We start from the raw sequence: 22,684 nt of genomic DNA, 5'->3' as shown, positions 1-22,684 counted from the left end.
ACAATTGTATGCGCATCAATAAAACTTTATTGGCACTATGTGTGCTTTTAATTAGTTCGAATATACTACTTTGTCAGAATGAAGACGGTACAACATTTAACACCTATTATACAAATCCAAGTGTAAATTTTGTACCTCCAACACCCACCGCGGCCAGTTTCTTACAGTATGGTAACACGCCGGTTGATTTATCCTCCGGTTTACCCACTATTTCTATTCCTATTTATACACTTGTTATTGATGGTGTTGAAGTTCCCATTTCACTTTCCTACCACGCCTCGGGCGTTAAAGTAGATGATATTTCTTCTGTGGTTGGATTAAAATGGAATTTAAATGTAGGGGGTGCAGTCTATAGAACCATTAAAGATCTAGATGATTTTAAGCCTGCTGGCTGGATAAGAAATAGCTCGGAAACTTATTTTGATGGTTGGGTAGCAACCTACAATGAGCCAGGTCCACCATTTTATACTGATCAATTTAACCAATCAAATTTAGAGTTACATGTCTCGGACTATGATCAATGGCCAGATGAATTTAACTATAGTTACCCTGGAGGCTCAGGTGATTTTATATTTACCTCTAACGGAGATGTTTTAAAGGCTAGTAAAAATGGAGTCATAATTAATAAAACTACTCCCGGATTTGAAATCAAAGATCAAATGGGAAATAACTTTCTATTTGCTAACGATCCAAGTAATATCGAACTTAATGAAACGAACACTTTCACTTACGTATCCTATGGTGATCCAGGTTTTGAAATGGATAGAGATGTGCAAGAAGTGAGTTGGCTCCTAGATCAAATCAACACTAAAAATGGTAGATCCATCGTGTTTGAGTATCAAACTTCGAAGTATCAATACGACTACATGATTAACCCAGCGTCCGAACAGCTTGAGTATGCCTATGGTTGTGGCTCAGAGGGTTGCGTTATTGGGTACACTTTGCCCCTAGATTGTAAAACTGGAGGAACTTCATCACAGCGTCATTACACAAAATCCACAACAGCAATCGAGAACAAGACAAGGAACAATTCAATTAAAAAGATTATCTCAGACAACATCGATATTGAGTTCTTTTATTCTACTACAAACCCTCCAGGTGTAACTATATCGGGATGGAAGTATAAACTGGATAGAATTGAAATTATAGACAAAATTAACAATAAAACCAAGAGCTTTCATTTTACCTATGGAGCTTTCGATGGTGATAGCAGACTAAAATTACTAGAGGTTCAAGAAAAAGGATTTGATGGAACTGCTAAACCTTCTTATAAGTTTACTTATAACCAACAGAATTTACCGGCAATTGGTTCGAAATCTAAAGATTATCACGGGTATTATAACGGCAAAAACAATAATTCTTTATTGGCAAGAACTCAAAGAAGTCTACTAGAGAGTGAATTGGACATGGTGTATTATGAGAATCTTGCCGATCGTTATTTTGACAATAATTATTTACAAGCCGGGATATTAAAAAGTATTGAATACCCCACTGGTGGAAGAACTGACTTTACCTATGAACCTAACGCAATGGGGGTTAACCTATACGAACCAATGATAGAAAGTAAGTCTTTGAACTTAAACACGAATACTACAGGATATAGTGAAGATGGCTTATTCTATAATTATAATTTCTTTTCTGGTTTTGATGCCATCACAAAAAAAATTAAGTTTAGTCTTACTGCTAATTCTTATTGCCCCGAGTGTTATACACAAAATTGTCTAACATCTTCTGAAGTACCTGTATTAGCTGTTTACGAATACTCAGGCACTCAGTCCAATCCTGTTCTGGGAGACCTTATTGCCCAAAGTAACATCTGTGGTGGTTCGGGGTATCTGTCGGTATTATCCACAGAGAGCTTTGATGACACCAGTGACTATTTAATTGTCCTAAGAATACCTAAAGCGGGAAGTTTTGATCCTAAAAACTCTAACCATTATTTGGATATTAATTTGCAATGGTATGAAAAGGAAAAATCTAGCGGAAACGTTGTTTATCAAGAACATTATTTTGGAGGGGTTAGGATAAAGGAGATAAAAGATTATAGTGAGGTCAATACCCTTGCCAATCATAAGAAATTTTCCTATAACGCTTATCACATAGATGATACAAATATCTACTCGTCCAGCAACCGGAATTTTAAGAAGATCAATCCAGATCAAAATGCGCCTATCGTCTTCACATCGGATCTAGTTCCCATGAGTGAACACATACCCGTTATTTCTGGATACCTTTATTCTGAAGTGGAAACTCAGCAAATGAATGGACTATCGTCCAACGGAAAAATTATTGAAACCTATGAAGAAAAAATTCGATTCAATAAAATTAAAGGAGGTAATTTAAGAAGCCGAAAGGTTTATGACACCAATAATAAACCAGTACAAATTATTGAGAATTATTACACTAGTTCTATTGATAGTACTTATGCTTTTAAGACACCATCACTTATGAAGTTTACGTATGAAGAACCTTGTGGTGGAGACCAAACAAGTTCATTAAAGTCTGGATATAATAATGATTATCAGTTTATCACATATCAGCAGGTAGAAGAGTATATGAATCAAAATATATCCACAAGTCTTTACGGAAGTGGCTCTAACTACAAGTGTGTGCCTGTTGTCAAGGGGTATGAATATAATGATGAATCATTACTTTCAAAGGAATCTTTAAATACCAAATATACTGCAAACTATACCGGTGGTAGTTTAACCTACAACCCTACTGGTAATTCAAATGGAGATATTTACAATACCTATTATAAATATCCTAAGGACATGATAAGCGAACCGTATATGTCGAACTTAATAGCAGAAAATAGGATATCTGAACTAGTGGAGAAAACTATCTATAAGGAAATAGGAGGTGTGGAAGAGTTATTGAGTAAAGAGCTTAAACAATTTTTTAATTCAAACGGTCATATTCAGCCTCAAAAAATCTTCTTTGCAAAAGAAGATAATAACTTAGAAGAAAGGCTCTTATACTATAGATACGATAACTATGGCAATTTGGTAGATTATGGACAAGAAGGTGGTTCACGAACTACTTACTTATGGAGCTTTACTGGCCAGTATCCTGTTGCAAAACTAGAAAATATAGGTTATTTGAATATTCCATCTAACTTACGTTCAAACATTGAAAATGCAACTACTACTAGTGGTTTAACAAGCGCTCTATCCTCTTTGAGAAATCACTACCAAAGTAATATCAATGTCTTGGTCACAACTATGATTTATAGGCCACTTGAAGGGGTCACGTCAATTACTGACCCCAAAGGAGATATCCAGTATTTTATGTATGATGTCTTTGGGAGGCTCATTCAAATAGAGGATAAACACGGAAATATTCTTCAAGAAAATGAGTATCGATACCGAACTGAAAACTGATTCTTTTAGACCTTTCCCTTTGAACACAAATTTATACCATCGTACTATGATTGATACAGCTCGCCAAAAAATCAAAACTCTAAAGCATCTGGGTTTATCTTTTCCGCTGATACTCTTACTGTGTTTATTTACTACCATAGCGGTGTATGGGCAAGATAACACTCAAAACTGGGTAAAGACTAAGACCTATAAGGTTGCCACGCCATCTTCCTCAAGTAATGCAAGTGATGTGATTACTAACATTACCTATTATGATGGTTTGGGACGTCCCATTCAGCAAATAGCCCACAAGCAGGGAGGAACCGGAGGCGACCTAATTACACACTTAGAGTATGACCCTCTTGGTAGACAAATTAAAGAATACTTGCCCTATGAACGATCATCCACATCGCTCTTATTTGATGGAACTGGGTTATCCAATACGGAAGCTTTTTACAATACCTCTGAGTTTGACAATACTATAAATCCCTATAGTGAAAAGGAGTTTGAACCTTCTCCACTAAACCGAGTACTTAAACACGCCGCCCCGGGTAATGAGTGGGCAATGGGAAGTAATCATGAAGTAAAATTTAAATACCATACCAACGCTAACAATGAGGTTTATAAATTTTCCATTGGTCCTAATAGTAGCTTTCTGCCAGATCTTGACTATGATGGTTACTATCCTTCTGATCAATTGTATAAAACAATCACCTATGACGAGAACAATGAAAATAGCGCAGTACGGGGGAGTGTTGTGGAATATAAAGACAAACTTGGGCGTGTGGTTTTAAAGAGACATTATTCTACTGTTTCGGGTCGAGCATCAACTCCAGATCCTAACCTTAATATCAATCTTGACACGTATTATGTATACGATGATTTTGGAAATCTAGCCATTGTGCTCTCACCAAAAGCTTCCGAACTAATTGTTGATGGGAGTAGCTTAGCTTCAAATCATCAAGCTTTACTAGATGAATTAGGCTATCAATACTCTTATGATCAGAGAAACAGACTTGTAAGAAAAAAGTTGCCGGGTAAGGACGTGGAGTACATTGCATACGATCCGCTTGACCGTCCCATTGCAACAGGACCGGTGCTCTCTCCCTTTGGCGATGGATCTGAGGGTTGGTTGCGTACCAAGTACGATCCGTTTGGACGCGTAGCCTATACTAGTTGGGTAACTGGCACAATAACTGAGCCTAACAGACAAGCAATTGAAGATACGCAGGGAACCGATTATTCTGAAACGCGAACTTCTAATTATACTACAATAAATGGAGTAGAATTTGGCTATACCAACAATGTGGCTCCTACTACTGGTTTCCATATACTCACCATAAACTATTACGATGATTACAGTTGGCCAAATGCTCCTTCTAACATACCCGGTACTGTAGGCGATGGCGACAGTTCGGTATATTACAACAACGCTCAATTACCCAAAGGATTGCAAACGGGAAGCTGGGTGCGGATTTTAGAGACGCAAAACGATACCGATCATAAGCTAACCTATACACTCTATGATGATAAGGCACGTGCCGTGAGAGTACATACAGACTATCCTCAAAATGGATATACACAAATAGACACTAAGTATGATTTTATTGGAAATCCCCTCTATACCCTCACTAAGCATCGTTTAGAAAGCAGCTATCAAGAACAAACCATAAGAGACACCTATATTTATGACGACCAGCAAAGAGTTATAAAACACTTGCATAAGGTAAATACCATGTCTGAGCAACTCTTAGCTAAAAACGAATATGATGCCTTAGGACAACTTAAAAATAAAAAAGTTGGTGGGACCGATACTTCTGGGGCTACCTTTTTTCAAAAAGTAGATTATCAGTACAATGTTCGAGGTTGGCTAACCAACATTAACAATATGAGTAATTTGGGAGGGTCGGGTCAACCTACCGATTTTTTCGCATTTGAAATTGATTATACCACCGTGGACAACACTGTAAATGGGACAGTCCAACCGCTTTACAATGGCAATATTGCTCAAACCTCTTGGCGTACCAGTAGTGATAATTTAGAACGTAAGTATGGGTATTCCTATGATTATCTAAACCGATTATTAGATGCTTGGTTTCAAAAACCCGAAGCGGCCGCTCCGCTTACGCAGAGCTATGACGAACATCTTTCTTATGACAGTAACGGAAATATTCTAACTCTTCAAAGAAATGGTTCGCAGGAACTGGCAAATCCTATTGCAATTGATTCACTTACCTATAAATATGATGTGACTGACAATAGTAATCGTCTTATTAAGGTGACCGATGCTGAAAGCAACTCTAAGGGTTTTAATGATGGACACACAGGTGTATATCCAGACTTTGTGTATGATAGCTTCGGAAACATGATCGAAGACAAAAACAAAGGTATCACCAATATTACCTACAACCACCTCAATTTACCGGTACAAGTTGATTTCGGGACGCAAGGCAATATTACCTATCTTTATAGTGCAGATGGTATTAAACTTCAAAAAGCCGTGACCGAAGGCAGCAACACTACAACTATCGAATACAGAGACGGATTTCAGTATCAAGATGAAGACGGACCCGGCTCGGGACCTGCCCAACTCGACTTTTTTCCGCACACCGAAGGTACTGTGGAGGTCACCCATAGTAGTGGTGGCGGAATACCAAGTTATAATTATGTGTTTCATTACCTAGATCACTTAGGAAATATTAGAGTACGGTACGCCTTAGATCCTGATCCTAATGATAATCAAGTGAAAATATTAGAGGAAAGCCATTACTATCCTTTCGGACTAAAACACGAAGGCTATAACAATAGTCAAAAGGGATTTAATATCTCTGGAGGATTTATTGTGCTTACACCTGTTGATCCGCTGTTTGGGAGTAGTTACAAGTACGGCTACAACGGCAAGGAGGAACAGAACGAGCTGGGGCTCAACTGGCACGATTTTGGAGCGCGTAACTATGACGCGGCGCTGGGAAGATGGATGAACATAGACCCTCTTGCTGAAATGATGAGAAAGCACAGTCCTTACAACTACGCCTTCGACAATCCTCTTCGTTTTGTTGATCCTGACGGAATGGCTCCCGAAGACGTAATAATTAAAGGAACTGAAAAAGCGGCAGCATTCAAAGAGCTTCAGGCGTCAGTATCTACAGAACTATCGCTTACTATGGATTCAAAGGGAAAAGTTTCATATAGTCAAACCGGATCTGGGAAACTGTCCAAGGATGCTCAACAATTAGTTGATGCTATTGATGATAGTAATATTACTGTAAATGTTAACGCAGAAAATACAAAAACAACTAAAGCTGGTGATCTTTACATAGGAGGAGCATTTTCTGGAAATACAGTATCTAAAGATTCTAATGGGAATACTACTGTTACAGCTGAACAAGAAGTTAATCCCGATGTATTAAACAAGATGAGTACAGGAAATGGAAAGCCAGGTGCTGACATGCTGCATGAGGTTTCCGAAGCATATCAGGGTGCTTTGATATCTGAAAAGAAAGGAGTGTCCTCTCCTGCTGCTAACGCCGCAGGAACTGTCTACAATAAAGCTCATAGGAAGGCTACACCACAATCTGGGAAAGTATATGAAACATTATATGATGCTTCAGGGAATGTTATGTCAATGACGCCAAGTGGTACATACCCGACTGGAGTTAAAAAAGTGGAATGGTCTGTTAAGAACAAAGGAAAAACAACTATAATCCAAACACTACAATAATATGAGAATTGCTATATTAATTATTTCTATCTTTTTCTTTGGATGCAATACTAAAAAATCAACTATTGAAGCTAAAAGTAATGATTCTGGAATTTTTTTAATTACTAAACTGGAAGAACTAAATAATTGGAATATTATTTATGCCAAAAAAGAAACTAAAAAATACAAAATCATTACTGGAAAAATTTTAAATTCTAATAATGCTTGTGAAACTATCAAAGTCGGAAAAAAATATAATTTAGATTTAAACTCACGGAAAGAAAATGTTCCTGAAATTAATGGTATAAAAATCAAACCAGTCAACAACATTGACATTGAATGTTATACTTATGATATCGAAACGGATATCTGTATAGAGCCAGATAATGATATTTACGACTTATACCATACTAATGACATTAATGGGTTGTGTTATCTTAAAAAAGAAGAGTAATTATTCAAAAAAACACCCCGAAGAGTCGGGGTGCCTGTCATTAAATTATCGGCACATCATTTCTTCTCAGAAATTCCACCGTTCAAGGAGATCATATCATCCCGTGAGGTTTTCGGGTCCTTGCCTTTTTTCCGCACGAGTTTCTGTGAGTTGAACAGCGGACGGCACTTGATGTTGAACTCGGTATAGTTCACCACTTCCTCGCCCTGTTCCTTTGCGATCTTCTCATAGGCTTGGTGTAACTGCTCATTGGTGAGCTTTCTGTCCTTTGCCTTGATGATCGCTTCAAGAGCGATGGTTGCCACTTCATTGAGCCCCGTGATGGAGCTCGGGATTACAAATCCCAGCTCTTCCAACTGCTTTTGGTCGTTCTCATCGGCATATTTTATGAGTACCCCAGCATCACGTTGGTGTTCCTTGATGCGCGACGAAATCTCACGCTTCTGTCTCTCAAGTGGTTCCAATTGTTCTTCCACCTGTTCCAATAGTTTGACATCCTCCTTGAGGTTGTCGATCAATGTCTCGATCATTACTTTGTCATTCATAATATATAGTTTTAGTGTGGCATTGCCACGGGTTTATATTCAATTATTCTTCTTTTAGCTCAAATGGATAGTTTGCCGTGAGCACCTCTATCTTTCTGGTAGTGCTGTTTCGGTATTTCGCGTGCACCGAACTCTTTGCCCTGTCAAAGACAAGAGTATGCCATCCAAACTGCTTGGTATGTGTATCCAAAGCTTCATTTGGATATGAGGACAGCAGGAATTTTCCTCTGATTTTGGAAAGAACCTCCAAGAGATTCTCAAAGTCTTGTTGGCTGAATCCAGAGTAATGCCCTTGGTCGCTGTTCGGATACGGGGGATCGAGATAGAAAAAAACATCCTCGCCATCGCGGTTCCCAATGACCTTTAAAGCGTCCAAATGCTCGATCTGGACACCTTCCAACCTGTTCTGAATAGAGCTGTCGAAACGTATTTTCTTGTTCCTGAACGCCTTGACCCGTTTTCCGTACTTATCAAACCCCCAAGAACCGATTTGGCAACTGAACCCCATATTCGTTCCTACATAGAATGCCCAGGCCTGTTGGAGCCTTGTAAAGAGGTGGGGCATCCGATAGATTGCAAGAGCAACGCTGTAGGTCGCCCTGGAGAACAGGGTCGCCTCTATTTTCAGCTTCAGTTCCAGATATCGGGTTTTGGCAATTTCAAAGAAATTAACGACCATATCATTGAGGTCATTGATGACCTCGGATTCTGATTTTGGTTTGGCAAAAAAGATGGCGCCTCCCCCAAAATAGGGTTCCACATACACCCGATGTTCCGGAATGAGCGGAAGGATCTGTTTTACCATATTCAATTTTCCTCCGTAGTAGGTTATGGGTGTTTTGGGCATAGGTAGGGTGACAAATCGCCACGGATAAAAAGGACTAATAAATGCTGCTAAAAAATTATCTGCCGTTATTAACGGCTTTTTTTCGGTGTTCCACACTCAGAGCAGGCCGTTATCCATAAAGGAATAATATCCCTCCGAGGTCACGATCACATGGTCGAGCAATGAAATGTCCAACAGTTTGGTTGCTTCCGCTAATTTTTCCGATAACTGACGATCTGCTTTGGAAGGTTCCAATGCACCACTGGGGTGGTTGTGCGCCACGATGATAGCGACCGAATTGGTCAAAATAGCCAATTGCAGTACTTCCTTATAATTGACCGCTACAGCCGTGGTGTTCCCGACACCAATCTCGCTCATGCCTATCACCGTATTGCTGTTGTTCAAGAGAAGGAGCCAAAAAAATTCCTTATAGTCGAGACGCTCGGGATCGATATATTCCCAGAGCAGAGCTACCACGGATTCCGAAGAAGTCACTTTCTTGGGTTCGTCAAAGAGCGGTCGTTTATAATGTACCTGCACTTCATGGCAGATGGTCGTTTTGTTGTGTTTCTTCATAGTGTATTTCTTTTTGGTTTCAATGAGAGTATGACAGAAAGCAATAGACTCGGTTAGGCACCACAGACCCATACACAAAGACGACATCAAAAAAACCTTAGAGAATATCCTTATATGGTATGGTGGTAGCCGAGAAAGGTCGGCTGGGCTTTCCCGAGATCATAAGGGTCAGGTAGATATCAAAATTTTCAAGGCTCGTCAGATCGGTGCTCTGGAATATCGGATGGAACTGCTTCGTCAGATAGCTTGCGTCCTGTTGCCCCGTCCTAAATGAAACCAAGGTACCCACGTTTCCCAGTACCGCATTTTTGATGTCCGTATCAAGCTGATATATGTATTGGTTCCCAAGCGTCAAGGAAACGCGAAATTTCCTCAGCTCACTCAGGATTCCCGAGATACTCGGCGAGGTGTAATTCTGAAATTCGTCCAAGAAAATATGGAACGGGGTACGCAACTCTTCCTCGGTATCGATACGGGTAAAGGCAGCATTCGCAAAGGAAGTAATCAGTATCGAGCCAATGATATGAGAGGCGTCCCGTCCGATCTTTCCCTTGGAAATATCGATAAGGATGATCTTTGAGGTATCCATAGCGTGGCGCAGGGAAATGTCCGTTGGATTCCCTATAAAGAAACGTCTGACGCTCGCATGCGCCAAGAAAGCACCGACCTTGTTGAGGATGGGCATAAGGTCCGTCTTGATATTGTAGTTCGGGAACTCGTCCCGCCAGAATCTGAGAACCTCCTTGTTGGTTGTTCCCAAGATGCACTGCTCCCGAAATTCCCTATCATGGACGATCCTCGGGATATCGGAAAGATCAGCCTTGGGCTGTGAAATCAAGGTCAATACTATGTAGCGGAGGATATGTTCCAGCTTCATCCCCCACGCCCCTTTCCAGAGCTTTTGGAATGCATCGAGCAATCCACCCACCACAAGGGACTGCTTTTCCTCGCTAACCTTTTTGAGCGGGTTGTACCTATAGCTGAGATAAGGATCTGCCATATCGAGATGGATAACATCCTTTATTCTTTTCTGTGGTAGGTGGTCAAGGATATTACGGAGCAGATCCCCGTGGACATCGAATACCGCACAGCCCCTCCCGTGGATGATATCCTGCAAAATCAGGGTAGTGAGCAGATTGGTCTTTCCCGTTCCCGTCTTACCGAGTACATAGAGATGCATCATCCTGTCCCTCTGGAAAATGCCAAAAAGCTTCCCCTCGTTGCGGAAGTTGGTCTTGGCAAAATAACTGACTTCAGGGTTCAGGTAGCGCATGGAACCAGTTTCGCTCACTTTCAAACTATGTTCTAGGCAACACAGATATAGACACGATGGGTTTCTGTATATGCCCGTGGTTGGGTATGTGGTGCGCTGATTTTTTGCCCGTGCCGAGCTAGACTGTTCCCATGTCCCCTCGAAAACCAAAACTCAATACGCTCTTCGAGCAGTACATAAAAATCTGTGAGTTCAGCCTACGACGGCGACCCTCGACCATCAAGACCTACAGGGAATCATATCGACAGCTGACCACATTGTTGCCAGATATTACTTATCCCCACCATCTTACTGAGACCGCCCTGAACGAGTTCTTCAAGGTACTCCAGACCCGCAAGCGGATCGTAGGAAGAGACAAAGTGGTCACGGGGGTCAAGGATACGACCATCGCCAATTACTGGAACAAGCTAAATCCTTTCTTTATCTGGCTAGAGACAGGTGGCCATATCGATAAGTCCCCGTTGGCATATATTAAAAAGCCCCGTTGCCATTACGAGAACAAGCCCGCCATCAAGAAGAAGGATATTGAAAGACTGTTCTCGACCGTTACGCTTCTCTCACGTTCCCCATTCCTGCTAAAAAGGGACACGGCTATACTGAGCACACTGTTCTTTACGGGCGTCCGTAAGACAGAACTGTTGTCGCTTCAGGTACGGGATATCAATCTGGACAAAAACTATCTGATTGTGCGAGGTGCGACCTCAAAATCAAAACGGACACGACAAATACCCATCAACCCGACCTTGCGCATCCATCTCTCGGACTATCTGAAGGAACGACAGGGTTACCAATGCGAATATCTATTTGTCTCGAAAAAAAGGGACGATCGGCTGACCGCATACGGCATCAAGCATTGGGTGCGGAGATTGAACGAACGGTCGGGCGTCCGTTTCCACCTGCACCAACTGCGCCATACTTTTGCCTGTAACCTCGCCCGAAACAATATCAGCCTACCAAAGCTCCAGCAGTTGATGGGACATACCGACCTCCGGATGACCGAGCGTTATGTTCGATCTTTGGGCGTTGAGCATCTGGTCGATGACATCCTCAAGCTCAGTATTGATGATTCGTATTAGGTGGTCTACAATGGATATATCCGAACACTTTATTCACTTAATGCGATACGGTAGAAACCAATGGAAGCTTACGAAAACCTTGGTGGTTAGCGCCCCCAAAGTTAGCGTTCCCCCAACTTACCAAACCATCAGATTTCCCTTATAAAATAACGTATTGGGCAGATAGGACGTGGGCCACCTAAATGGTAATTCAACGTCCTAACCCAAATGTTCGGATTACGGTATTCTATAAGGCTGGCAGAACTTTTTTAAGCGATTTGCGACCCCCAACCCCTAGGAGTGGGTCGGGCAAAAAGGGTTATTTCGCCACCATAGCTCAGTTGGTTAGAGCGTCGGCATGGTAAGTCGGAGGTGTTGGGTTCAATTCCCAATGGTGGCTCAAACTTGGTCAAAACCGTATCGACCGAAAAATCAATAATGGATATACAGATCATCGCGGATGGCTTTTTTGACCATTCGCTCTACATAAAGGGATATTCCAAGAAGACCGTCAGGAGCTACCGCTCTGCCATAAGTTTCTTTTGCAAATCACTTGAGATAACAAAGATCGAAGAGGTCACCGATGAGGGTGTCAGGCACTTTTTTATCAACGGTCGGGTACACCGCAACTGGAAGCCCGCCACCTTTATGACCTACCACAAATCCCTCATCGTCTTCTTCCGATATTGCGTGGACAAGGGGCATCTGCCCAAAAATTACATCGAGGACATCGAGACGCCCAAGATACCTAAGACAATACCCAAGAAGATAACCACAGAGAATGCTAAGCGGCTCTTGGAAATCATACTGAACTATCCCTACCCAAGTTCCTTCCTCCGATACCGAAACCACGCCATATTCGCCACCTTCCTCTATGCAGGTCTCCGTAAGTCCGAACTCTTCAACCTGCACGTTCTGGACGTCGATATCGAGAACTTGACGCTCTTCGTCCGCAACGGAAAAGGTGCCAAGGACAGGATTATCCCAATGAGCCATACCCTTGCACAGAGCCTCAAACGCTATGTAAACGAACGTAAGAAACTGATGAAGACCTGTCCAGAGTTCTTTACCTCTTTCAACAGGAACCAAGGCTATACCGACTCTGGACTTAGACGTGTCGTGCGTACCCTCAAGGATATCTCAAGGATAGAATTTACCATCCATAGGCTCAGGCATACCTTTGCCACCCTGATGATAGAGGGTGGGTGCGATATCTATTCCCTTTCCAAGATGATGGGACATAGTGATATTTCCACCACGACCATCTATCTTTCTGCTACTGCCGAACACCTGCGTGGCCAGATGCTCAAGCATCCCCTGAACTGATGGAGTGCATATTTGGGGCACAATTGTTTTTGCTTGCAAAAACAGAAAAAGTGATTGTTGACCTCAATGTGTGCGATGCTATATTCAAGCTATGAAAGAAAGCGAACGTATTGAAGTGTCAAATGGAGGTGACCATTGGGAGTGCCTCTGTGGAAACCACACGATGGCAAGCGGTTTTGGTACCTGTGACGGCAACGGGGCTTCCGTTGAACCCTTTGAGGGTATCTGGGAGGGCTTGTATGCCTGTCACGACTGTGGGCGTGTCATTGACCAGGAAAACTATACGGTCATTTCCAAAGCAGAAAATGTGCGGTCATTGGGCGCAACCCCTTCCCAGTAAAAATACTGGGCGTACCGACTTATCCCGAACCAATCCACGGAATATCGAGCGACCGCGGAAAAAATTATCCGTTTGGATAATTTCCTGAATACACTATGGTGCATAGAACAGATACCGAGTGTTGTTACAATAAAAAGTGCCGGTGGAGCATAACCCCCACGGCACTTTTTTATATGATACATTCTAGAACTTTATTAAAAGACCTACGCACCGAGTCACCGCTCGACCAGAAAGATGTTGCCGTCCTACTGGAGATGAAAGCGAGTAACCTTGTGCGCTACGAACACGGACATCGGAATCCGCCGCCAGAATTGCTCCTGACATACCATATGCTCTTCGATGCATCGCTACGGGAGCTGTTTGCACCTATTTATAAGCACATTGCCGATACGCTCATAGCGCGGAGCCAAAAACTCATCGCTGAATTTAAGGCTCATAGCTCATCGAAGAACGTCTATAAATTATCGTATTTATCGGAGATTGTCAATAGATTAAAGGATATCGAGCCGTATGGGTCAAGAGATACAGGAGAATAGGCGTAGCCGTGTCGTGATGGCGATATTCGTGCACGCACGGGGCTTCAGTCTGGCGATACTCAAGGATGCCCTTACAGTATTGGGAGCTTATAATGTGGTGCTGCACAAATATCCCATACGGAACAGAGACGTTCTTAGGAAGGTCAAGGAAAAGATTACCTTCTACCTTCCCGAGCTGGTCATCCTTGAGGATGCGGATGGTTTTGGGTCAAGGAAAAGCAAACGGGTCAGGCGCGCGATATCCAGCATTGAAAAATATGCCGAATCCAAGGAAATCCCTGTCTCGAAATATTCGAGGAACGATATTCGGTTCGTGTTCAAGGCCTTTAATGCCCATTCCAAATATGAGATCGCCAAGGTCATATCTGAGAACGTAAAGCAATTGCCCGTGTCACTTCCCGGCAAGAGAAAATCCCACGAACCAGAGCATTATGCCCTAAAAATTTTTGACGCAATCGCCCTCGGCATAACCCACTACTACCAGAGTTGAAGGTTTGACAATATTCCTATGTATGCTATGATTCTATTAAATCAAAACAGAACATAATCATGGGTAATAGCCAAAAAGAATTTACAACGATCCTCGCAATAGACGTCGAAAAACTGAATATTCCATTGCAAGACTTCCTGAAGGAAATAGAAAAAGAGAACAAGGAACGTCGACTGGCGTACCTCAAACACGAGATTAAAGAGACTGAGGGCAATAACGCCAAACGGATACTGATTAAATCCATTAGCCTTCACTATGATGCTATTCTCTGTGGCTTTGCTGCCAAGTACAGCGACATAGAAAACTGGGAGACAATTAAGATTTGGGGAATATGATCATAAAAATCCAGCTTCCCAAAAAGCCCTTATAAATAAGGGCTTTTGTTTTCCCTTAGTTTGAGCATCATATCGTAGATACATCCAATTCTCAGATTGGCAATATTAAGAAAGTAAGAGTCGACTTTGGCATATTTCAAGAGGGTCTTCAAAACATAAGAACCCAATAATGTTCTGTAGTAAATCTCTTTTTGTTGAATGCTATCAAATGAATGATTGTTTTTGATTCTTGCTATCTGAATTGAATCCTCAAGAGTATCAATAGGTATAAGTTCGCTTACTTCTGGATTCAATAGCTGGTGCTGTAAACTAACAGCACTCCCAGAGGCCACGGCAAAGTCAATTGTGTGGAATCTTTTAAATTTATCTACAAATACATCCAAAACCTTTGAGCATAGATCTAAAATTATATTGTTGAGTATTTTTTCAGTTAATTTTTCAGTATCAAGTATTTGTTCAACTAGTTTAGTGATTTCATTTTCCAAACTTATTGTATTGGAAAAATCATTAATATCATTTGTTACACTAATTTCTGTCGTTGCTCCCCCAATGTCAATGTGTAAGTATGTATCCTTCTTTTGATCCTCATTGGAAAAAATACGCTCATCTAAAGAGGCGGTGTTCTTCCAAGCCAAAAATGGCAACCTTGATTCATCAGCTTCCTTTAAAATTGAAATAGAATAACTCCTGCTCAGGGACTTTTCTTTTATTGATTGATTGAGAATTGCCAAAACCTCTTCCTTGTTCTTTAATTCCCTATAATAACCTGTTAGGACTATCTGAAAAGCCTGAGGGTTTCTCGAATTGTTGATCAGACGGTAATGCTTTATTATTTCAGGTAGAAGATTTTCCTTGAAGCCATCTATATCTAAATTATTTTCATTGTCGATCAGATTATGGAGCCTAAAGATATGCTTTCGGTTATCCGAAAACCTTGAAAGGTCGGTTCTGTTCTTGATATGGAAGGGTGCCGCAGAGATTGTCTTGATGCCTGATGAGCTCAGTTCCATCACGGAAATAAAACGTTTCCTGTTGTATTGGATGTCCATAAGTTTTATAAATGTACAGATTTTTTTTGGCGGTTATACAGAAAATAACTACTTTAGCATCAAAGAGATAAGAAGCCACTCGTAGCGATTAATTCGGGAATTTGATTAGAATCTTTGGATTCGCACCTGTTTTTTACGGGTCAAATCAATTTTGTCTCTTTTGAAAGCTTAATTTGAGACACCGTTTCAAATTAAGCTTTTTTTATTCTTCACAATTTCATATTCAAAATACCTTTTTTTATCCATACAATCGATCTATTGAATTCCTGAACTCTCTTTGAAGCTTTTGTCTCAGCCGGTTTTTATTAACCCTTAATGCTAACAAAAGTTATGAAAAGTAGTGTTAGAAAAGAGCCCCAAAGTGCTTTCCACAAAAACTTTGGAATTCAGACCAATGACCGCATCCTCTCTATGAGGATACTGGATAAAGAAAATCAAATCGAGTTTCTTCAAGACCCGCAGACGGGCTTTTATGTCATCTATGATAGCGAAAGCAGCCAATCTTTTTATGCGAAAAGCTATATAGATGCAGAGCATAGATTTAACTTCTTGATTGGCAAAAGCTAATGATCTAAGGGCATCCCGAATATTTCGGGATGTCCTCTTTATTTATAAATCCCATAAAAATTGAATTATGAAAACAAACATCAAGAACAATCTTAAAGAAAACGAAAACATCACCGTCTTCCGCTACCGTGTGGAAGACCTTGAGAAGAAGCTGTTGGAGCAGCACGAAACGATCAAGAACGAGATAGCGATTCCCTTGGGCAAAGACCTCGGGAATATGCAACCCAGCAAGCCGGAACCGGAATGCGAGAAGGATGTATATAGTGGTGTCATAGGCGGAGCTTACAGCAAGATGATGATGACCGCAAAGAAGGAGCTCCAATCGGAGATCGAATCCCACCACATCCTTGCCGATAAGGAAGAGACCAAACGTACCCTGAAAGAACTCAACAGTGAACTTGAGAAGAAGGGTACCGACCACCGCATCAAAAAGCGGGAGGTAGAAAAATGTGACCATACCCTAAAGAAGAAAGCCAAACGCTATCGGTGGACAAGGATCGCACTGATGTTCCTCATCTTGGTGGATACCTTGATATCGAGCGCAGCACTCCAGGCCATGGGCTACCCCCTGCTAACATCCTATATTATTGGGCTTGCCATCGGTATCGGGATTTTCTTTACCGCCGAGCACCTGCCCGATATCATTGCCAAGGGAAGGACGCCGAACCAGCGGAGGGCTATTGCCTTCGTGGTTTTTGGACTACTTTTTATGGTGTTCTATGTACTCGGCATATTCAGGACTACCACATTAAAAGGCAGTATGGTATTTGGCAATGGTGCTGGTGCCTTCTATTTCGCCTGCCTGAATATGTTCATTACGACCATAGCGGCTGCGGTCGTCCATTTCAAGGGACTCAGCCGGAACGAGAAAAGGATATGGGATACCTACCGTATCGCAGAAGAGGACGAGCAGCGGATTGCCAAGGAGGTGAAGGCTCTCAAGGTTTCCATTGCTCAGGTACACAAGAAACAAAAGGAATCCGAGCTTGCCCGCACCCAGATACAGATCTACGCCCACGATGTGGAAGAATTGATACAGCGGCTCTATGAAGAGTCCCTCAAGACCTTCTACAGCACAAACTGCATCCATCGGAGCGACGGCAAGGTGCCCAAGTTCTTTGAGCATCCCATAGCAATGCTCCCATCATTCTATAAAGGTTTAACCATTTAAAACACAAGAATTATGAAACACTATAGCTATATACTGGTGATCGGGCTGATACTATCGGCCTGCACCGATACGGAACATACGGGAACCGTCATCTCGGTCTTGGAGGACAAAACGGAGGTGGATTTTATCGCGAGGCCCGACCCTGGGACCATTAAAAAAGGCTTTGGACTGGATACGGAGCCTTGGCGATCCGCCACCTTTCGTTACCGAACAATCAACAGCCTCCAGCACAATGGCCACCAACAGCTCCACCTTGAAGGCGGGAATGCCCTTATGGGGAACCAATTGGAACGTGATGTACTTGTCGGCGAATTTCTCTCGGAAATCGATGCCTTGCTCGAAAGACCAGAGCAAGAGGAGACCTACCGATTTTCTTCTATCTGGATACCCCTGATGGAAGAGATTGCCCATCTGCAAAAAGATAGCCTAAGCCATACATTGCTCTATCTCTATTCGGACTTACAGGAGAACAACAGCGATTGGTTCTCGGTGCACCGCAGGGCGGATATGGAACTGTTGCAGAACAAGCCCGAAGAAGTAATGGCGCTGTTTCTTGAGCGGTCTGCCCAGATAGACCGAAACTGGCAGGGTCTGAAGGTAGTAGTGGTCTACCAGCCCCAAACTATGGAACAGGACAGGCGCTTCGGTATGATGCGCAATCTCTACGAGGAACTTTTTGGAGAATTGGGCATCGCGATCGAATTTGAATCCCGAACGAACTGAATCATATACCATGAACACAGCAATAACCTTACTGCGGTTTTTACTGAAGATGTTCCTGATCTGCCTGTATATGTTGACGCGTGGATCGGAACTCTTCCTTAAGGCTTTCAACAAACTGTTTAGAGCAATTCTCAGGAAATTAACATAAACATCAATAGTATGAATCTAAAGAACATAAACATAAGAGCGCTGGAGAGGACGGAAGAGTTCCTTGACAGTATCCTGCTCAAGATAGCAGGCAAGAACCATAGCCTAACGGCAAGATATGCAAGGCCATCCAAGCTCATCTCGGTACGGTACAATGGATTTTCAATAACGGGAAAAAAGCATCTCTCGGTGCGCCAGTCCCGTAACAACCTGATGGTCATATCACCGAGCGGAGGTGGTAAGACGACAACGATAATATACCCTTCCATCTTCAACATTGGAAACGATAAAAACGGTGGGAGCCTCATTATAAACGATCCATCGGGTGAGCTCATCAAAACCAAGAATTTTCTTTTGTACCGTGGCTATACGGTGGAGGAAATCAATTTTGGGGATACTTCAAATTCCCTGTATTATAATCCGCTCCATCGTATCCAGACCAATGCCGATGTGAACAAGGTCGCCAGTATGCTGGTGCGTGCCACAAGTAAGGAATCAAATTTCTGGACGCTCAAGGCAACCGAGCTTATCGGATTGTGCATCCACCACCTACGGGCAACGGAACCCCGTATCCATCAAAATCTTGCCAATGTCTATCGTATCCTTGAGGTACTCGCAGGGGAACCGAAAATAATTGAGGCCTATTTTGCCGATACCACCCCGAAACACCTATGGCGCAAGTTCCTCTCGCTCATGGGTAATAGTGAAAATACGAGGGCATCCATCATCAGTTCTGCACAGGCTTCGCTGGCATTCTTGGGAGAGGATGAGAACCTGTGCGACCTAACGAGTGTCGACACCATTGATTTTGAAAGCCTGCGCATGACAAAGACGGCCATATTCCTCCGTTGTCCATTATCGGATATTCAGTACTACAGCACGATACTCTCAATCTTCTGGGAGCAATATTTCGCCCATGTATTCAGGAGCCTTCCGAGCAAAAATGATAAGGACGTATTTGTAATTCTGGAAGAACTTTCGAGCTTGCACCTGCCAAACCTTGCGAACATAATCTCAAATTCCCGCAAGTTTGCGATGCCGATTATGGGGGTGATCCAATCGGAGAACCAGCTCTACCATAACTATGGTATGCACAACGGGAAGACCATCCTGAACAATGCCAATGTGAAGGTATATTTTACTGGACTCTCGGATGAGAGCCGTGCCATCTCTGACACGCTCGGGGAATATGAATATGATGATGACAATGGGCATACAAAAAGGCGCAAACTGATGACGCCTGATGAAGTCCGTACGATGCGCAAAGATCATATACTGGTCGTCCCAAGTGGCATGCAACCTTTGAAATGCAAGGTGTACCCATTTTACAAACAGTCCAGATTGGTTCGCTATATGGCGCTTCCCGCCCCTGAACAGGATGAATCCCTGAACGCAAATTATTCAGTCCAATATTTAAACTTTGACAAATACAGGGAATATGATACGATAAACGAACAAACTAAAACTCAATAAAAATGGAAAAGTATACTCATATTCAGAACATCAAAAAAGCCATCCTACGTGGCGACAGTGCATATTGTGGTGTGCCGCTGCCAACCCCACAAAGGGCTGGAACATATTTTCAACAGGCGACCTATGCAAATATTCAAGCAGAACGGGTCTTCGAGAGGTATTTGGAACACAAAATCGGTAATCCATAATTGTTTGTATGATGGAATATAATAGTATCCATGACTATTTAGACGCTGTATTCAAAGCAGATGCCAATCCTACCAAGGAAGAGGTCATCGAGGCAAAAAAGCGGTATTACAGATTATGGCACAGGGAATACAACAGAAAACGAAGGAAATTTCGTAAGGAGTTTACCCTTGGTTTTGCCCCTGATGCCCTGAGACGTATCAAAGATCAAAAGGGAGACATGAGTGTTTCCAAGTTTTTGTACCGAACCATTTTCGATAGATTGGGCCTTGGTGTTACATCAAGCTATGATAGGGAGCAACTGACGATAATCCATCAAAAGCTGATGCAACTCATGGCGCTCTTGGAAGAAAACGGTGACTCTCCGCAGATAGAGGATATACTTGACCGAATAGAAGAACTTGAACTGCGGTTCTCAAAACTTATAGTCTGACCATGATTATCAAGAGCAAGTCCATTAAGAGCAAAGCAAATTTGTCGAATGTCCTGCGGTATATTCTCGTAGGGCACGATCTGACGGAAGATGGCTTCGTACTTTCACGCGCCATTCGTGGCGACCGAAAATATCACAAGGAGCTTATACAGTCCAAAGGAGACCCTGCATTGGAAGCAGCTGTTCTCGAAGCTCGTATTGACAATATGCTGGTGCAGTTTGAGACAAATAACGATAAGCGATTCATTCCGCACGCCAAAGCGAATCGTGCTTACCACGAGATATTGAGTTTTCACGCCAAGGATTCCAAACACTTATCTAAAAATGCCTTGTTGGAGGTAGCAAGGACGTATGCAAAAGAGCGTAGTCCTAATTCCCTAATAGTATCTTCTATGCATCGTAACAAAGACCACTTACATATACATGTAATAGTGTCTGCTGTTGAACTGGGAGGTAAGGTAAAACGGCTATCACGATCTAAATTTAGGGAACTGAAGCAGAATATGGAACGCTATCAGGACAGGTTTTTAAGGTTGGAGCACAGTAAGGTCGACCATTCAAAAAAAAAGACCTCTCACTTCTAAAAGATGCTGAATACCAGCTACAGCTCAGAACTGGTAGGCTTTCCAAAAAGCAACGACTGCAACTCCACCTTGCGGAGATATATGATAAAGCAATATCCTCGAAAAACTTCCTAACACTACTGAAATCCAAGGGATACGAATTATATAAACGGGGTAGTCAATATGGAATCTTGAAGGGCAGAAAATACCGCCTCTCTACCTTGGGTTATCCATTGGAAAAACTACAATTGCTGGATCAGGATATAGAGCGCAACAAACGGTTGATCCAACTTCAAAAGATTCGTAACAGGCAATCAAAAGATGTTGAACAAGGACGATCAATCTGAAAACTTATTGTTTTATAAGAGCGCTCATCGCTATTTGTCCATATTTATTTTTTTCAAGGCCTTTAAGTGGATTTCCACCATTTATATGCTCATATCCAATCGACAAAACTCTTTTCTTGTCATCATCAAACCAAAAATTGATCTTGGCATTGTAAGTTCTTAGAGGACCAACATAAAGCTGACTGTCCGAAGATAAAATATCTGTTCTTCCCACAAAACTATAGCCCAGTTCGATGATTCCATATTTTTCAAACTCTCTATAAAGCAAACCACTGAAAGGGAAAATTTTAATCCCAAAGCTAGTATTTAGTATTGTTAAATTCTCATATTCCAAATGCTCTACTCCAATATTATGGGTATGGTAAATTTGGATTAAATCGGAGGGATAAAAAGAAGCTTTGCCTCCATTTTTTCTCGTATCCCCAGGAAAATATTGGAAAGGTCTGAGAAATTCAAATTCTTTCAAATTAGTTCTTGGATTGGGAAGTTCAAAACTGAACGCACCAATGACCTGTAGCCCTTTAGTATTCTTTTTATCATCTTGTGAATATTTAATGTTAAGCTCAGAATTTAAATAAAAGCAAGGATAAGTTATCTTCTTTCCAGTTGACAAGGTTACTGGTGGCGGATTGCTTCCTATTTCCCAAAGCTTTTTTACGGTAATCCCAAATTGAAAATTGTCCTGTTCTTTCTCGATCAATGTGTTCTTATGTCTTTCTGCCTGTAAAGAAAGTGACCATTTTGGATTAAATTTCATGTCGTAGGCTAAATAACCATCTATGCTATAGCTGTTTGGAATACTATCGTTTCCAGGGAATGTAACATTTAGAATTGCAGGTTCTGTTCTTGTAAAACTATTGTCTGAAGCTTTTCCTACAGTAAAACCGCTATAGATGTGTGAATCCTCCTTGATTTGTTGACTATAGCAATTTAAAGCGTTCAAGAAAAAAACAATGTAGAGAAGTTTATTTAGCATTTTCATAGGTTGATCTGATTAGCGTTAGAACTTCTTTTATTGTTTCACTCTTCATTGCCTTTGAAGATGTAATGGCGTTTGCAGTCTTAGATGAATTGGACATCTTCAATAATTTAAAAACAATATGGTTAAAAATTAAATGAAGTGTGTTGGATATCCAAGTCCTATTGATCCTCAACGCATTATCTATATGTGAAGTTTATTTTATCGGTGCTTTTGACATTGGACTTA

Annotated in this window: 22 protein-coding genes and 1 tRNA gene; 17 read left to right on the top strand and 6 right to left on the bottom strand. The window is 41.8% G+C overall.

Annotated features, from left to right (window positions below; all coding sequences use genetic code 11):
- The first annotated feature begins 8 nt into the window (after positions 1–8).
- Genes DWA30_RS01310 through DWA30_RS01300 form a run of 3 tightly spaced genes read left to right on the top strand, consistent with a single transcriptional unit; the run spans position 9 to position 7,516 of the window.
- Entirely contained in the window at positions 9–3,383 is a 3,375-nt protein-coding gene (locus DWA30_RS01310; RefSeq protein WP_114490730.1) for a hypothetical protein, read from the top strand.
- Between the two features lie 46 nt (positions 3,384–3,429).
- Positions 3,430–7,083 (top strand): DUF6443 domain-containing protein, encoded by a 3,654-nt coding sequence (locus tag DWA30_RS13405; protein ID WP_245933837.1) that lies wholly within the window; start codon positions 3,430–3,432, stop codon positions 7,081–7,083.
- Position 7,084: 1 nt separating this feature from the next.
- Positions 7,085–7,516 (top strand): hypothetical protein, encoded by a 432-nt coding sequence (locus DWA30_RS01300; RefSeq protein ID WP_114490728.1) that lies wholly within the window; start codon positions 7,085–7,087, stop codon positions 7,514–7,516.
- Between the two features lie 56 nt (positions 7,517–7,572).
- On the opposite strand, the gene DWA30_RS01295 is transcribed toward DWA30_RS01300, so the two are convergent.
- From DWA30_RS01295 to DWA30_RS01280, 4 genes are all read right to left on the bottom strand, one after another.
- A complete protein-coding gene (locus DWA30_RS01295) occupies positions 7,573–8,061 on the bottom strand; it encodes a hypothetical protein (RefSeq protein WP_136073127.1) in 489 nt (162 codons plus the stop codon).
- 43 nt (positions 8,062–8,104) lie between these two features.
- Complete coding sequence (locus DWA30_RS01290) at positions 8,105–8,908, bottom strand: DNA adenine methylase (protein ID WP_262510093.1); 804 nt, start codon at positions 8,906–8,908, stop codon at positions 8,105–8,107.
- A 96-nt stretch (positions 8,909–9,004) separates the two neighbouring features.
- The gene (locus DWA30_RS01285; RefSeq protein ID WP_168421711.1) at positions 9,005–9,463 is read right to left on the bottom strand and encodes a JAB domain-containing protein; all 459 of its coding nucleotides are present in this window, start codon (positions 9,461–9,463) and stop codon (positions 9,005–9,007) included.
- A gap of 97 nt (positions 9,464–9,560) precedes the next feature.
- Positions 9,561–10,736, bottom strand: a complete 1,176-nt coding sequence (locus tag DWA30_RS01280) for a type IV secretory system conjugative DNA transfer family protein (protein WP_136073126.1) — start codon at positions 10,734–10,736, stop codon at positions 9,561–9,563.
- Positions 10,737–10,996: 260 nt separating this feature from the next.
- On the opposite strand from DWA30_RS01280, the gene DWA30_RS01275 reads away from it, so the two are divergent.
- The 7 genes from DWA30_RS01275 (at position 10,997) to DWA30_RS01245 (ending at position 14,818) form a co-directional block, all read left to right on the top strand.
- Positions 10,997–11,812, top strand: a complete 816-nt coding sequence (locus DWA30_RS01275; protein WP_168421710.1) for a tyrosine-type recombinase/integrase — start codon at positions 10,997–10,999, stop codon at positions 11,810–11,812.
- A gap of 305 nt (positions 11,813–12,117) precedes the next feature.
- A tRNA-Thr gene (locus tag DWA30_RS01270) sits at positions 12,118–12,191 on the top strand.
- 38 nt (positions 12,192–12,229) lie between these two features.
- Positions 12,230–13,117, top strand: a complete 888-nt coding sequence (locus DWA30_RS01265) for a tyrosine-type recombinase/integrase (protein WP_114490722.1) — start codon at positions 12,230–12,232, stop codon at positions 13,115–13,117.
- A 91-nt stretch (positions 13,118–13,208) separates the two neighbouring features.
- Entirely contained in the window at positions 13,209–13,457 is a 249-nt protein-coding gene (locus tag DWA30_RS01260) for a hypothetical protein (RefSeq protein WP_114490721.1), read from the top strand.
- A 173-nt stretch (positions 13,458–13,630) separates the two neighbouring features.
- On the top strand, positions 13,631–13,993 hold the full coding sequence (locus tag DWA30_RS01255) for a helix-turn-helix domain-containing protein (protein ID WP_114490720.1): 363 nt from the start codon (positions 13,631–13,633) through the stop codon (positions 13,991–13,993).
- Positions 13,968–14,483 carry a hypothetical protein gene (locus DWA30_RS01250; protein ID WP_114490719.1) on the top strand — a complete coding sequence of 172 codons (516 nt, stop codon included), beginning with the start codon at positions 13,968–13,970 and terminating at the stop codon, positions 14,481–14,483. Before DWA30_RS01255 ends, DWA30_RS01250 begins: the two co-directional genes overlap by 26 nt.
- A 59-nt stretch (positions 14,484–14,542) precedes the next feature.
- Positions 14,543–14,818, top strand: coding sequence for a hypothetical protein (locus tag DWA30_RS01245; RefSeq protein WP_114490718.1), 276 nt, complete (start codon positions 14,543–14,545; stop codon positions 14,816–14,818).
- A gap of 29 nt (positions 14,819–14,847) precedes the next feature.
- Here DWA30_RS01245 and DWA30_RS01240 read toward each other — a convergent pair whose 3' ends face one another.
- Positions 14,848–15,867, bottom strand: coding sequence for a Ppx/GppA phosphatase family protein (locus tag DWA30_RS01240; protein ID WP_114490717.1), 1,020 nt, complete (start codon positions 15,865–15,867; stop codon positions 14,848–14,850).
- Positions 15,868–16,197: 330 nt separating this feature from the next.
- Between DWA30_RS01240 and DWA30_RS01235 the strand changes: the two genes are divergently transcribed.
- The 7 genes from DWA30_RS01235 to DWA30_RS01210 all read left to right on the top strand — a co-directional run bounded on the left by DWA30_RS01235 (position 16,198) and on the right by DWA30_RS01210 (position 21,151).
- On the top strand, positions 16,198–16,434 hold the full coding sequence (locus DWA30_RS01235; protein WP_136073125.1) for a hypothetical protein: 237 nt from the start codon (positions 16,198–16,200) through the stop codon (positions 16,432–16,434).
- 67 nt (positions 16,435–16,501) lie between these two features.
- The gene (locus DWA30_RS01230; RefSeq protein ID WP_114490715.1) at positions 16,502–17,605 is read left to right on the top strand and encodes a hypothetical protein; all 1,104 of its coding nucleotides are present in this window, start codon (positions 16,502–16,504) and stop codon (positions 17,603–17,605) included.
- A 12-nt stretch (positions 17,606–17,617) separates the two neighbouring features.
- Entirely contained in the window at positions 17,618–18,328 is a 711-nt protein-coding gene (locus DWA30_RS01225; RefSeq protein WP_114490714.1) for a hypothetical protein, read from the top strand.
- 159 nt (positions 18,329–18,487) lie between these two features.
- Positions 18,488–19,948: a type IV secretory system conjugative DNA transfer family protein gene (locus DWA30_RS01220; protein ID WP_114490713.1), complete on the top strand. Its 1,461-nt coding sequence runs from the start codon at positions 18,488–18,490 to the stop codon at positions 19,946–19,948.
- A 2-nt stretch (positions 19,949–19,950) separates the two neighbouring features.
- On the top strand, positions 19,951–20,136 hold the full coding sequence (locus DWA30_RS13170; RefSeq protein ID WP_136073124.1) for a hypothetical protein: 186 nt from the start codon (positions 19,951–19,953) through the stop codon (positions 20,134–20,136).
- A gap of 8 nt (positions 20,137–20,144) precedes the next feature.
- Entirely contained in the window at positions 20,145–20,567 is a 423-nt protein-coding gene (locus DWA30_RS01215) for a hypothetical protein (protein ID WP_114490712.1), read from the top strand.
- Positions 20,568–20,569: 2 nt separating this feature from the next.
- The gene (locus DWA30_RS01210) at positions 20,570–21,151 is read left to right on the top strand and encodes a relaxase/mobilization nuclease domain-containing protein (RefSeq protein ID WP_114490711.1); all 582 of its coding nucleotides are present in this window, start codon (positions 20,570–20,572) and stop codon (positions 21,149–21,151) included.
- 330 nt (positions 21,152–21,481) lie between these two features.
- On the opposite strand, the gene DWA30_RS01205 is transcribed toward DWA30_RS01210, so the two are convergent.
- Positions 21,482–22,459 carry a hypothetical protein gene (locus tag DWA30_RS01205; protein ID WP_136073123.1) on the bottom strand — a complete coding sequence of 326 codons (978 nt, stop codon included), beginning with the start codon at positions 22,457–22,459 and terminating at the stop codon, positions 21,482–21,484.
- Positions 22,460–22,684 lie beyond the last annotated feature (225 nt).

It is taken from the genome of Candidatus Ulvibacter alkanivorans (assembly GCF_003333325.1).
Classification (GTDB): Bacteria; Bacteroidota; Bacteroidia; order Flavobacteriales; family Flavobacteriaceae; genus Ulvibacter_A; species Ulvibacter_A alkanivorans.
This window is presented reverse-complemented; position numbering and strand designations above follow the sequence as displayed.